This is a genomic window from Massilia sp. UYP34 (assembly GCF_056279385.1).
In genome coordinates, this window is sequence record NZ_JBWBRF010000019.1 from 56,949 (window position 1) to 70,626 (window position 13,678).

General features: G+C 65.2%; 9 protein-coding genes. 3 read left to right on the forward strand and 6 right to left on the reverse strand.

Annotated features, from left to right (window positions below; all coding sequences use genetic code 11):
• Positions 1–59 precede the first annotated feature (59 nt).
• The 6 genes from ACZ9AQ_RS20600 to folD form a co-directional block, all read right to left on the reverse strand.
• Positions 60–2,201, reverse strand: a complete 2,142-nt coding sequence (locus tag ACZ9AQ_RS20600) for an NHL domain-containing protein (RefSeq protein ID WP_429206568.1) — start codon at positions 2,199–2,201, stop codon at positions 60–62.
• 277 nt (positions 2,202–2,478) lie between these two features.
• Positions 2,479–2,811: an H-NS histone family protein gene (locus tag ACZ9AQ_RS20605; RefSeq protein WP_429206567.1), complete on the reverse strand. Its 333-nt coding sequence runs from the start codon at positions 2,809–2,811 to the stop codon at positions 2,479–2,481.
• A gap of 143 nt (positions 2,812–2,954) precedes the next feature.
• Complete coding sequence (locus tag ACZ9AQ_RS20610) at positions 2,955–3,431, reverse strand: hypothetical protein (protein ID WP_429206566.1); 477 nt, start codon at positions 3,429–3,431, stop codon at positions 2,955–2,957.
• Positions 3,428–3,853, reverse strand: a complete 426-nt coding sequence (locus tag ACZ9AQ_RS20615) for a DNA polymerase III subunit chi (protein WP_429206565.1) — start codon at positions 3,851–3,853, stop codon at positions 3,428–3,430. Before ACZ9AQ_RS20615 ends, ACZ9AQ_RS20610 begins: the two co-directional genes overlap by 4 nt.
• Positions 3,854–3,907: 54 nt before the next feature.
• Positions 3,908–5,980 carry a M3 family metallopeptidase gene (locus tag ACZ9AQ_RS20620; RefSeq protein WP_429206564.1) on the reverse strand — a complete coding sequence of 691 codons (2,073 nt, stop codon included), beginning with the start codon at positions 5,978–5,980 and terminating at the stop codon, positions 3,908–3,910.
• A gap of 121 nt (positions 5,981–6,101) precedes the next feature.
• Positions 6,102–6,953, reverse strand: a complete 852-nt coding sequence (folD, locus tag ACZ9AQ_RS20625) for a bifunctional methylenetetrahydrofolate dehydrogenase/methenyltetrahydrofolate cyclohydrolase FolD (protein WP_429206563.1) — start codon at positions 6,951–6,953, stop codon at positions 6,102–6,104.
• A 328-nt stretch (positions 6,954–7,281) separates the two neighbouring features.
• On the opposite strand from folD, the gene aceE reads away from it, so the two are divergent.
• The 3 genes from aceE to lpdA all read left to right on the forward strand — a co-directional run bounded on the left by aceE (position 7,282) and on the right by lpdA (position 13,550).
• Entirely contained in the window at positions 7,282–9,978 is a 2,697-nt protein-coding gene (aceE, locus tag ACZ9AQ_RS20630) for a pyruvate dehydrogenase (acetyl-transferring), homodimeric type (protein WP_429206562.1), read from the forward strand.
• Between the two features lie 79 nt (positions 9,979–10,057).
• Complete coding sequence (gene aceF / locus ACZ9AQ_RS20635; RefSeq protein WP_429206561.1) at positions 10,058–11,725, forward strand: dihydrolipoyllysine-residue acetyltransferase; 1,668 nt, start codon at positions 10,058–10,060, stop codon at positions 11,723–11,725.
• 13 nt (positions 11,726–11,738) lie between these two features.
• Complete coding sequence (lpdA, locus tag ACZ9AQ_RS20640) at positions 11,739–13,550, forward strand: dihydrolipoyl dehydrogenase (RefSeq protein WP_429206560.1); 1,812 nt, start codon at positions 11,739–11,741, stop codon at positions 13,548–13,550.
• Positions 13,551–13,678: the final 128 nt, after the last annotated feature.

Here is a 13,678-nt window from a genome sequence, read left to right on the forward strand (position 1 = left end):
GTACTTCAGCCCCCGTATTTCAGCTGGATACTTCAGCCGAATACTTCAGCCGGGGCGCGTTACTCCACCACCTCGAACGCCAGGTCGCGCCCCTCCCGCGCCAGGTTGCCGGCGAAGTCGGCGGCGTGGATGCGCAGGGTGTAGCGGCCGGGAGTGAGTTCGCCGATGCGCCAGCTGCCGGTCTCGATCTCGCCGTCCTGCAGGCGGTTGCCCAGCGCATAGTCGAACTGGGTCGACTTGCTGCCATAGACCGTGATGCCGCTGGTCGGCGCGTAGACGGCCTTGACGGCGTCCTGGTTGCGCGGCAGGCGGTCGAAGACCTGGGTGATGAGCGGCTGCCCGAAGCCGGGCAGGGGCGTGCCGTCGGCCTGCAGCAGCTGGTAGCCCAGCTCGTACAGGCCGAGCTTGCGGCGCGCCAGGTTGCCGTTCACCTGGTCGTAGGCGTTCACGACCACCTGGACCTCGCCCAGGCTGCGGCTCAAAAGCACCGGCTGGCCCTTGTTCGCCGTGATGCGCTTGCCGGCGCCGTCGTACAGCGCGATGCGCTGGATGAACGGCGGCACGGTGTCGGTAAAGCCGACGAAGGGCAGCGTGAGCGGATTGACCACCATGCCGCCCTGGTAGTAGTCGAGGTGGACGTGGGCCATGCCATTGATGGTGCCGAGCGCATCGCCCACCGCGAAGCGGGTGCCGCGCGGCACCCGCACGCGTTCGGCTTTCCCTTTGGCATCGCGCAGGATCTGGAAGCGCGGATCGAGCGGCCGGCCCTGCGGGTCGCGGCCGACGCGCATGTGGATGTACGAGAGCGGGCCCACGCTCAGGCCTTCGCTGAGCGTGCCGAAGCCCCAGTTGGCGTGCGGGTCGGTCACTTTCGACGGGAATACCGCCAGCACCTTCGCGCCGACGTCGGCGCGCACGTCCAGGCCGGCGTGGAAATGGTGGCGGCTGTCGCCGTTGTAGGCGCCGCGCACCTCGCCCATCACGCCCACGACTTCATGGACCATGTCTTGCGGGCCGACCGGCCACGGCGTCGGTTCGGTGCGCGTGACGAGTGCCGGGCGCGCCAGCAGCGGCGCCGGTTCGCCCTTGCGCGGCGGCGCCAGCCGGTGCACGCGGTGGGCGCTGGCATCGGCCACCACCAGGCTGCCGTCGCGGCCGACCGCGATGCCGCGCGGGCCATACAGCTGCACCGTGCCGTCGCTGCCGAAGCCATGCGGATCGAGCGGGCGGTCGGCGTCCTGCAGCGGGCGCATTTCTCCATCGGGCGTCAGTTGCAGGATGCGGCCGCCGGCACTGGCGGCGATGTACAGGTAGCCGTCGCGCGTGAGCGCCAGGCCCGTGGGGCGCCGCAGCGGCGGCCTGGTTTCCCCTTCGAGCGGGATCGCCAGCGTGTCGACCGTGCCGTCGGGCTTGATGCGGCGCACTGCGTGGTTGCCGGTGTCGGCCACGTACAGCGTACCGTCGCGGCCGGCCGCCAGCGCGCTCGGGGTGTCGAAGCCGGCGTCCGCCAGCACGCCATCGAGCAGGCCCGGCCTGCCATTGCCGGCCAGCGTGGTAACCAGGCCATCGGGCGCGATGCGGCGGATGCGGTCGTTGTAGGTGTCTGCCACGTAGACCATGCCGGCGTCGGCCACCGCGATGCCGACCGGGCCGTTGAACCGGGCCGCACGGCCGACGCCATCGAGGTAGCCGGGGCTGCCGCCGCCGGCCAGCGTGCTGACCGTGCCGTCGGGCGCCACCTTGCGGATCGCATGGTTGCCGGTGTCGGCCACGTACAGATTGCCTTCATGGTCGAGCGCCAGGGCGGATGGCGTGTGGAAGGCGGCCGCCGCGCCGATGCCGTCGGCAAAACCTTCCTTGCCGCCGGCCAGGGTCGAGACCGCGCCGTCGGGCTGGATCAGGCGGATGCGGTTGGCTTCGCCCCCGTCGGCAACGTACACCACGCCCCGCGCGCCGATGGCCACGCCATAGGGATCGCTGAAGCGGCTGGCGCTGGCCGGCCCGTCGATCACGCCGTCGCGGCCGTCGCCCGCCAGCAGGTTCACGCGCGCCGGCCAGAACGGCGTGGTCTTGGCGACGGGCGGCGTGAGGATGGCCAGCGCGCCGGGGCGGTGTTCGATGGTGTCGGTAAAGTAGACGGCCGTGCCGATGGCCAGGATGACGGCGCCCGCGAGCGCGGCGATGAGGGAAGTTTGTTTCACTGATACGGCCGGGTGACTGCGTAGGGTCGGCGGCTGAGCCGCCGACGCGGTGATGGTTGGCAGCGAGATCATCCGGCGCGAAATCGGAACCGATAACCATCACCGCGTTGGCAGCGAGATCATCCGGCGCGAAATCGGAACCGATAACCATCACCGCGTCGGCGGCGAGATCATCCGGCGCGAAATCGGAACCGATAACCATCACCGCGTCGGCGGCAGAGCCGCCAACCCTACGAGGCCGCTGGCCCGCCAGCGGCGGATTTACATAAAAAAAGGATCAGATGCGCAGGTCGTCCAGCGACTTGCCTTTACCCAGCGCCTCGACTACCCATTTCGGCTGGCGGCCGCGGCCGGTCCAGGTCTGCGAATTGTCGGCCGGGTTGTGGTATTGGGGATTCACCTTGGCGCCGCCGCCCGCTTTCTTGCTTTTTGCGCCGCCCTTGGCCAGCAATTCTTCCACCGAGATTCCCATATTCTGGGCGATCTCGAGAATCTGCTCGCGCGCTTTCTTGACGTCTTGCTGCTGGCGGTTTTTGATCTCCTTTTCGATATCGAATTGAAGACCCTTCAGCTCGGCGAGGTTATAACCCGACAGATCGATTTTTGCCATTTTGTTTCATCCTTGATTAGGTGATTCGATTCATTTCGAAGTGCCGCGCAGGGATTTTACTATTTAATCGGCAAATATGAACGACAATCGTGCGCGGGGTGATTTCGAATCAAATCCATGGCAAATCGATAATGCGTGCGGGATTATTTTCCCAAGGTCTGGAGATGGGCAATTTCTTGCGAAACGGCGCGGCTCACTACCTGGCCCAGGGATTCATGCAGGCTTGTGCGAATTTCGGCCGAAAAACCCGTCATCGCTTTATCCACCGCTTCGGCGATGCCGTCGCGCAGCCGCTGTTCGAGCACGAAATCGATCCGGCCCTGCAATTGCTGCAGCACGCGTTCGGTGAGGCGGCGCTCCATGACGCTCCATTGCTCGCCGCTCCAGCGCTCGGCGGCCCGCCGTTCCAGGGCTTCCGGGGACTCCGCGGCATCGGCGCCGTGCGTCTGCGGCGTGGCGCCGACTGCCGCAGTGGCCGCAGTGGCCGCAGTGGCGGCAGCCGCAGCAGGCGCAGTTGCAGCAGGCGCAGCCGCAGTGGCTGGCGCGGCCGCCGCCGGCGGGTCGGCGACGACCTCGGTCAATACGGGAATGCTGGCGTCGAAAACGGGATCCTGGGTCATGTCTGTCCTGCGACGAAGTGGGTCAATGGATAGGATTGCCTTTTATATGCGACATAGCGCTTGCGTCCCTCGGCGGCATCGTCTTCATCAAGCGAAATGATTTCGAACACGCGCGCGAATTGCGCGAAATTGTTCGGCGTGCGGCGCGTGAGGTTCACCAGCATATCGTGGTGCGGCAGTGCCGCGTCTTCATTATCGGTAATCACGATCGGCGTTTGCGGCGCCAGCGGGTCGCCGGCCAGCACGTGCGGAATGAAATCGGTATCCCCCACGTTCCACAGCGCCGCATTCAATGCCTCGGCCTGCTCAAGGCTTTCTGCCAGCACCACGACTTTGGCGCGCGCCCCATATGCCTTGCGCGCCAGCCGGCAGGCATAGGACAGCTTATCGGGGATATTCGTGTGGAAGTCGATCCGGGTCATGACATCACTAAAAAAAGAGGAGGGCTTTCGCCCTCCGGTGCATTTTTGGAACGATCAGCCATTCATGCCGCTATGGCGCAGCAGGGCGTCGATCGAGGGTTCGCGGCCGCGGAAGGCCTTGAACGATTCGAGCGCCGGACGCGAGCCGCCCACGGCGAGGATCTCGCGGTGGAAGCGCCGTCCGGTCTCGAACAGGTCGGCCCCGGATTCGACGGCTTCTTCGAACGCGGCATAGGCGTCGCTCGACAGCACCTCGGCCCATTTGTAGCTGTAGTAGCCGGCCGCATAGCCGCCCGCGAAGATATGGCTGAACGAATGCAGGAAGCGGTTGAACGACGGCGGCGTGATGACGGCGAAGTTGCGGCGGATGTCGTCGATCAGGTCCTGCACCTGCTGGCCGTGCGGATCGAAGTCGTAGTGCAGGTGCATGTCGATCAGCGAGAACTCGACCTGGCGCAGCGTCTGCATCCCGGACTGGAAGTTCTTCGCCGCCAGCATCTTGTCGTACAGCGCGCGCGGCAGCGGTTCGCCGGTCTTGACATGCGCCGTCATCTGCTGCAGCTTGTCCCACTCCCAGCAGAAGTTTTCCATGAACTGGGACGGCAGCTCCACCGCATCCCATTCGACGCCCGAGATGCCGGCCACCGACAGCTCTTCGACTTCGGTCAGCATGTGGTGCAGGCCGTGGCCGAATTCGTGGAACAGCGTGGTCACTTCGTCGTGGGTGAACAGCGACGGCTGCAGCACGCCGTCCACCGGCGCCGGCGGCGTGAAATTGCAGACCAGGTAGGCGACCGGGGTCTGGACCGCGCCGCTGTTCAACAGGCGGCGGCCGCGCGCGTCGTTCATCCAGGCGCCCTGCGCCTTGCCGGCGCGGGCATACGGATCGAGGTAGAACTGGCCGACCAGCTGGCCATTGCGCTCGATGCGGTAAAAGCGCACGTCCGGGTGCCACACGGGCGCGTCCTCCGGGATGACGTCGGCCTCGAACAGCTGGCGGATCACGCCGAACAGGCCTTCGAGCACCTTATGCTCGGGGAAGTATTCCTTCACTTCCTGGGCCGAGAAGGCATAGCGCTTCTCGCGCAGCTTTTCGGACGCATAGGTGACGTCCCAGGATTGGAGTTCATCGATACCAAGTTCGGTGCGCGCGAACTCGCGCAGCTCGAGCAGGTCTTTCTCGGCAAACGGACGGGCGCGGCGCGCCAGGTCTTCGAGGAATTCGATCACGTGCTGCGGGCTCTGCGCCATCTTGGCCACCAGCGAGACGTCGGCGAAGCTGCCGTAGTCGAGCAGGCGCGCCTCTTCGTTGCGCAGCTTGAGCAGGTTGACGATGTTGGACGAGTTGTCCCACTTCTCGACTTCGGTGAACATGATGCCGGCGTCCGACGCCTTGGTGGCGCTGGCGCGGTAGATCTTTTCGCGCAAGTCGCGGTTGTCAGCGAACTGCAGCACCGGGAAGTAGGACGGGAAGTGCAGGGTGAACAGCCAGCCGCTCTTGCCGTCGCGTTCGGCGGCGGCCTTGGCCGCTGCCTTGACGTCATCGGGCAGGCCGGCCAGTTCTGCTTCGTTCTCGACCACCAGCTTGTAGTCGTTGGTCGCGTCCAGCACGTTTTCCGAGAAGCGGGTCGACAGTTGCGACTGCTGTTCCTGGATCTCGGCGAAGCGCGGCTTTTTGTCTTCGGGCAGTTCGGCGCCGCCGAGGCGGAAGTCGCGCAGGGCGTTCTCCACGATGCGCTGGCGCACCGGATTGAGGCTGCCCCAGTGCGGGCCATTGCGCAGCTGCTTGTACTTGGCGAACAGCGCCTCGTTCTGGCCGATGGCGGTGGAGAACTCCACGACCTTCGGCTGGTTCTCGTTATAGGTCGCGCGCAGCTCGGGCGTGTCCACCACGTGGTTCAGGTGGCCGACCACGCCCCAGGCGCGGCCCAGGCGCTCGCTGGCGTCTTCGAGCGGGGCCAGGGTGTCCCAGGTGACATCAACCACCGGGGCTTCGAGCTGCGCCACCACGGCGTTCGCCTCCGCGATCAGCTGTTCGATGGCGGGCGTGACGTGTTCGGGCTTGATCGCGTCGAAGCGCGGCAGGCCGGAAAAGTCGAGGAGGGGATTGCTGGCATCTAGCGTCATCGTATTCCTTCGTAGGGTCGGCGGCTCTGCCGCCGACGCGGTGATTGTTTGCAGCGAGATCATCGATCCCGAAAATCGGAGCCGGAGGCGATCGACGCGTCGGCGGGAGAACCCGCCGACCCTACGCCAGTTCGCGCTCGGCCGACTCCACCGTGTTCTGCAACAGCATGGTAATCGTCATCGGGCCCACGCCACCCGGCACCGGGGTGATGTGAGCGGCCACTTCCTTGACGCCGTCGAAATCGACGTCGCCGCACAGCTTGCCGGCGTCGTCGCGGTTCATGCCGACGTCGATCACGATCGCACCCGGCTTGACCATGTCGGCGGTCAGGGTATTGCGGCGGCCCACGGCGGCCACGATCACGTCGGCCTGGCGGGTGTGATAGCCCAGATCCGCAGTCGCGCTATGGCATATGGTCACGGTGGCGTTGGCTTGCAAGAGCAGCATGCCCATTGGTTTGCCAACGGTGTTGCTGCGGCCGATGACGACGGCGTGCTTGCCGCGCAGGTCGATGCCGGTGGTTTCGATCAGCTTCATGCAGCCGTACGGGGTGCAGGGGCGGAAACCTTCCAGGCCGGTCATCAGCTCGCCGGCCGACAGCACCGAATAGCCGTCGACGTCCTTGGCGGTGGAGATGGCCTCGATCACCTTCGACGGGTCGATGTGCTTCGGCAGCGGCATCTGCACCAGGATGCCATGGATGGCCGGGTCCACGTTCAATGCTGCGATGCGCTCGAGCAGGGCTTGCTCGGAGAGGTCGGCCTCGTATTTCTCGAGCACCGAATGAAAGCCCACGTCGCCGCAGGCCTTCACCTTGTTGCGCACATAGACCTGGCTGGCCGGGTCTTCGCCGACCAGGATGACGGCCAGACCCGGCTGCTTGCCGGCGGCGGTGAGTTTGGCGGCGCGCGCGGCGATATCCTCGCGCAGTTGTTTGGAAAGGAGGACTCCGTCGATCAGTTGTGCAGGCATGGTGAAGGCTCGTCGCTGGGCAAAAACAGAATTATACGACCCACGCATGCAATCTCCTGCGGCCAGCCTGCGAAACCCCGGTTTTTTGCCGTTCCAAAGGCGCTTCGATATACGATATCAGTTGATCCAAAGTACAGTGTTTCCCTATGAAAATTGTGCACCTGCAGCATTGCATTTCGCATTGTGAAATCGCATATCGCAATTTGAAAATGCCGAATTCCACTGGTAGAATCCATTGGTTTATCAAAAAGTTAGTTTGAAAATTCACTACTCGCCGCCAGCCTGCGCAGGGACGGGTCGGGGCGCACCACTCTAGGAGACGCATAACATGTCAGCTCAACTCGACCAGTTGACCGCGCAAGCCGCCAATGATCCGGACGCAATCGAGACCAAGGAATGGCTCGATGCGCTGGAAGCGGTGATCGAACATGAAGGGCCCGAGCGCGCCCATTACCTGATGGAGCGCCTGGTGGACCTGGCGCGCCGCCGTGGCGCCCATGTTCCGTTCTCGGCCAATACCGCCTACGTGAACACCATCCCGGCCCACCTGAACCAGAATTCGCCGGGCAATCTCGAATACGAAGAGCGCCTGCGCTCGTGGATGCGCTGGAACGCGATGGCGATGGTCGTCAAGGCCAACCGCGCCGACGGCGACCTGGGCGGCCACATCTCGTCCTTCGCTTCGCTGGCGAACATGCTGGGCACCGGCTTCAACCACTTCTGGCACGCCCCGACCGAAGACCACGGCGGCGACCTGCTGTACATCCAGGGCCACTCCTCGCCCGGCATCTACGCGCGCGCCTTCCTCGAAGGGCGCCTCTCCGAAGAGCAGCTGCTCAACTTCCGCCGCGAAGTCGACGGCAAGGGCCTGTCGTCGTACCCGCACCCGAAACTGATGCCGGACTTCTGGCAGTTCCCGACCGTCTCGATGGGCCTGGGACCGCTGATGGCGATCTACCAGGCGCGGTTCCTGAAGTACCTGCACGCGCGCGGCATCGCCAAGACCGACAACCGCAAGGTGTGGGTCTTCTGCGGCGACGGCGAGATGGACGAGCCGGAATCGATGGGCGCGATCGGCATGGCCGCGCGCGAGCGGCTGGACAACCTGGTCATGGTCGTCAACTGCAACCTGCAGCGCCTGGACGGCCCGGTGCGCGGCAACGGCAAGATCATCCAGGAACTGGAAGCGGACTTCCGCGGCGCCGGCTGGAACGTCGTCAAGGTGATCTGGGGCTCGCAGTGGGATCCGCTGCTGGCCCAGGACAAGGAAGGCATCCTGCAGCGCGTGATGATGGAAACCGTCGACGGCGAATACCAGAACTACAAGGCCAAGGACGGCGCCTACGTGCGCAAGCATTTCTTCGGCAAGCATCCGAAGCTGCTCGAGATGGTGTCGAAGATGAGCGACGACGACATCTGGCGCCTGACCCGCGGCGGCCACGACCCGCACAAGATCTACGCCGCGTTCAAGAACGCGCAAGAAAACAAGGGTTCCCCGACCGTCCTGCTGGTCAAGACCGTCAAGGGCTTCGGCATGGGCAAGTCGGGCGAGGCGCGCAACACCGCGCACCAGACCAAGAAGCTGGACGACCAGGCGATCCGCGACATGCGCGACCGCTTCAATATCGCCATCCCCGACGACAAGCTGGCCGATATCCCGTTCTTCAAGCCGGCCGACGACGCGCCCGAGATGGTGTACCTGCACGAGCGCCGCAAGGCGCTGGGTGGCTACCTGCCGCAGCGCCGCGAGAAGGCCGACGAGCAGCTGGTGGTGCCGAAGCTGGAATCGTTCAAGGGCGTGCTCGAGCCGACCCCCGAGGGCCGCGAGATCTCGTCGACCCAGGCCTACGTGCGCGTGATCAGCAGCCTCTTGAAGGACGAGAGCATCGGCCAGCGCATCGTGCCGATCCTGGTCGACGAATCGCGTACCTTCGGCATGGAAGGCCTGTTCCGCCAGATCGGCATCTTCAACCAGCAGGGCCAGTTGTACGAGCCGGTCGACCGCGACCAGGTGATGTACTACCGCGAAGACAAGGCAGGCCAGATCCTGCAAGAGGGCATCAACGAAGCGGGCGGCATGAGCTCGTGGATCGCGGCGGCGACCTCGTACTCGTCGAACAACCGCACGATGATCCCGTTCTACACCTTCTACTCGATGTTCGGCATGCAGCGCGTGGGCGACCTGGTCTGGCTGGCCGGCGACATCCGTGCGCGCGGCTTCCTGATGGGCGGCACCGCCGGCCGCACCACGCTCAACGGCGAAGGCCTGCAGCACGAGGATGGCCACAGCCACGTGATCGCCGCGACCGTGCCGAACTGCCTGCCGTATGACCCTACCTTCGGGCACGAAGTCGCGGTCATCATCCAGGACGGCCTGCGCCGCATGGTGGAAGAACAGGAAGACGTGTTCTACTACATCACCATCATGAACGAGAACTACCCGCATCCGGGCCTCAAATCCGGCCAGGAAGAGGGCATCCTGAAGGGCATGTACCTGCTCCAGGAAGGCACCAAGGACGTCCAGAATCGGGTGCAGCTGATCGGCTGCGGCACCATCCTGCGCGAGTCGATGTTCGCCGCCGAGCTGCTCAAGAACGACTGGGGCGTCGCCGCCGACGTATGGTCGGCGCCTTCGCTGACCCTGCTGGCGCGCGACGGCCAGGACGCCGAGCGCTGGAACATGGTCAACCCGGAGCAGCCGCAGCGCGTGCCGTACGTGACCGAGCTGATGCAGGCTACCACCGGCCCGATCGTCGCGACCACCGACTACATGCGCATGTTCGCCGAGCAGATCCGCGCCTTCATGCCGAAGGACCGCACCTACAAGGTGCTGGGCACCGACGGCTTCGGCCGCTCGGATTCGCGCGTCAAGCTGCGCGAGTTCTTCGAGGTGAACCGCTACTACATCACGGTCGCTTCGCTGCGCGCCCTGGCCGACGAAGGCAAGATCGACCGCGCCATCGTGTCGCAGGCGATCGCCAAGTACGGCATCGACCAGAACAAGCCGAATCCGGTGACCCAGTAAATGCTCGACGCCGTCGTTCCCGCTTGGGCGGGGCCGACGGCTCAGACGCTAACTCGAATAAAAATTTGGAGCTGACACTATGAGCGTTGTGGAAGTCAAAGTCCCCGATATCGGCGACTTCAAGGAAGTCGAAGTCATCGAACTGATGGTCAAGCCGGGCGACACCATCAAGGTCGACCAGTCGCTGGTGACCGTCGAATCGGACAAGGCCAGCATGGAAATCCCGTCCAGCCATGCCGGCGTCGTGAAAGAGATCAAGATAAAGGTCGGCGACAAGGTCGCCGAAGGTTCGCTGGTGCTGCTTCTCGAGGAAGCCGGCGGCGCCGAAGCGCCGGCCGCTGCTCCTGCAGCCGCGCCGGCCGCTGCACCTGCCGCTGCGCCTGCCGCCGAACAATCCGCGCCCGCCGCCGAAGCTGCGCCTGCGCCAGCCGCATCGGGCGGCCCGGTCGACGTGGCCGTGCCGGACATCGGCGACTTCAAGGAAGTCGAAGTCATCGAACTGATGGTCAAGGTCGGCGACACGATCAAGGTCGACCAGTCCCTGATCACGGTCGAATCGGACAAGGCCAGCATGGAGATCCCGTCGAGCCATGCCGGCGTCGTGAAGGAACTGAAAGTGAAGGTCGGCGACAAGGTCGCCAAGGGTTCGCTGGTGCTGGTCGTGGAAGCGACCGGCGGCTCAGCGGCCACTCCTGCTGCCGCAGCTCCTGCCGCAGCCGCGCCTGCGCCCGCCGCCGCTCCCGCTGCTGCGCCAGCCCCGGCGCAAGCCTCGGCGCCAGCGCCAGCAGCCGCTGCCGCGCCAGGCGTCACCGGCGCGAAAGCTCACGCCTCGCCATCAATCCGCAAGTTCGCGCGCGAACTGGGCGTCGACCTGGGTCGCGTGCCGGGCACCGGTCCGAAGGGCCGCATCACCCAGCAGGACGTGCAGAACTTCGTCAAGGGCGTGATGGCCGCGCCGGCGGCTGCCGCGCCTGCGGCCGGTGGCGGCGCCGGCATCGGCGGCCTCAGCCTGCTGCCATGGCCGTCGCTCGACTTCTCGAAGTTCGGTCCGACCGAAATCGTGCCGCTGTCGCGCATCAAGAAGATCTCGGGCCCGAACCTGCATCGCAACTGGGTCATGATCCCGCACGTGACGCACTTCGACGAAGCCGACGTGACCGACCTGGAACAGTTCCGCGTCGATTCGAACGCCGCGCTGGCCAAGCAGAAGTCCGCCGTCAAGCTGACCATGCTGGCATTCGTGATCAAGGCGAGCGTCGCCGCGCTCAAGAAATTCCCGCAATTTAATGCGTCGCTGTCGGAAGACGGCGCGGCATTGATCACCAAGCAGTACTACAACATCGGCTTCGCCGCCGACACCCCGAACGGCCTGGTGGTCCCGGTCGTGAAGGACGCGGACAAGAAGACCATCTCGCAGATCGCCGTCGAAATGGGCGAGCTCTCGGGCCAGGCGCGCGAAGGCAAGCTGCCGCCGACCGCGATGCAGGGCGCGACCTTCACCATCTCGTCGCTGGGCGGCATCGGCGGCACCAACTTCACGCCGATCATCAACGCGCCGGAGCTGGCGATCCTGGGCCTGTCCAAGTCGGCGATGAAGCCGGTGTGGGACGGTTCGACCTTCCAGCCGCGCCTGATGCTGCCGATGTCGCTGTCGTACGACCACCGCGTGATCGACGGCGCCGGCGCTGCGCGCTTCTCCGCCTACCTGGCCGACGTGCTGGCCGACCTGCGCAAAACCCTTCTGTGATTGGAGCGCCTAGATGAGCACTGTTGAAGTGAAAGTCCCGAACATCGGCGACTTCAAGGACGTCGAAGTGATCGAGCTGATGGTCAAGCCGGGCGACACGATCAAGGTCGACCAGTCCCTGGTCACCGTCGAATCGGACAAGGCCAGCATGGAGATCCCGTCGACCCACGCGGGCGTGGTCAAGGAAGTCTCGGTCAAGGTCGGCGACAAGATCAATGAAGGCACGCTGCTGCTGACGGTCGAGGAATCGGGCGCTGCCGCGCCCGCGGCTGAAAAGCCTGCCGAGAAGCCGGCGGCCGCACCAGCCGCACCGACCGAATCGCAGGCGCCAGCCAAGCCGGCGCCTGCCCCGGCCGCGCCGGCCGCAGCGGCGCCGAACGCCTCGAGCTACTCCGGCCAGGTCGACATCGAATGCGAGATGATGGTGCTGGGCGCCGGCCCTGGCGGCTACTCGGCCGCCTTCCGCGCCGCCGACCTCGGCATGAACACCGTGCTGGTCGAGAAGTACGCGGCCCTGGGCGGCGTGTGCCTGAACGTCGGTTGCATTCCATCGAAGGCGCTGCTGCACGTGGCGCACATCATGGATGAAACCGCGCACATGGCCGACCTGGGCGTGGCCTTCGCCAAGCCGCAAGTCGACATCGACAAGCTGCGCGCGCACAAGGATGGCGTGATCAAGAAAATGACCGGCGGCCTGGCCTTCATGGCCAAGGCGCGCAAGGTCAATGTGGTGCAGGGCGTGGGCCAGTTCCTCAGTCCGAACCACATCGAGGTCACCGGTCCCGATGGCGCGAAGAAGGTCGTCGCGTTCAAGAAGGCGATCATCGCCGCCGGTTCGTCGGTCGTCAACTTGCCGTTCGTGCCGGAAGATCCGCGCATCGTCGATTCGACCGGCGCACTGGAACTGCGCCAGGTGCCGAAGAAGATGCTGGTCATCGGCGGCGGCATCATCGGCCTGGAAATGGCGACCGTCTACTCGTCGCTGGGTTCGCGCATCGACGTGGTCGAGATGATGGACGGCCTGATGCAGGGCGCCGACCGCGAGGCGGTCAAGGTCTGGCAGAAGTTCAACGCCCACCGCTTCGACAACATCATGCTGAAAACGAAAACCGTCGGCGTGGAAGCGCTGCCGGAAGGGATCAAGGTCACCTTCGAAGCGGCCGAGGCCGGCGCCACCGCGCCGGAACCGCAGCTGTACGACCTGGTGCTGGTGGCCGTGGGCCGCAGCCCGAACGGCAAGAAGATCGCCGCCGACAAGGCCGGCGTGACGGTGACCGACCGCGGCTTCATCCCGGTCGACGGCCAGATGCGCACCAATGTGCCGCACATCTTCGCCATCGGCGACCTGGTGGGCCAGCCGATGCTGGCGCACAAGGCGGTGCACGAGGCGCACGTGGCGGCCGAAGCGGCGCTGGACAAGAAGACCCACTTCGACGCCAAGGTCATCCCGTCGGTCGCGTACACCGATCCCGAAGTGGCATGGGTGGGCCTCACCGAGGATGAAGCCAAACAGAAGGGCATCAAGGTCGAGAAGGGCCACTTCCCGTGGAACGCCAGCGGCCGCGCGGTCGCCAACGGCCGCGACGAAGGCTTCACCAAGCTGCTGTTCGATGCCGAGACCCACCGCATCGTCGGCGGCACCATCGTCGGCACCAATGCCGGCGACATGATCGGCGAGATCGCGCTGGCGATCGAGATGGGCGCGGACGGCGTGGACATCGGCAAGACCATCCACCCGCACCCGACCCTGGGCGAGTCGATCGGCATGGCGGCGGAGGCCTATGAAGGCGTCTGCACCGATTTGCCGCCGCCGAAGAAGCGTTGATCGCGGGCGCGGCATGAAGAACGGGACCAGCGATGAACTGACCCCCAAAAGTTGGACACAACTTTTGGGGGTTTTTCATGACCAAGTACGATGAGCAGTTCAAGCTCGCAGTCGTGCAAGAATATTTG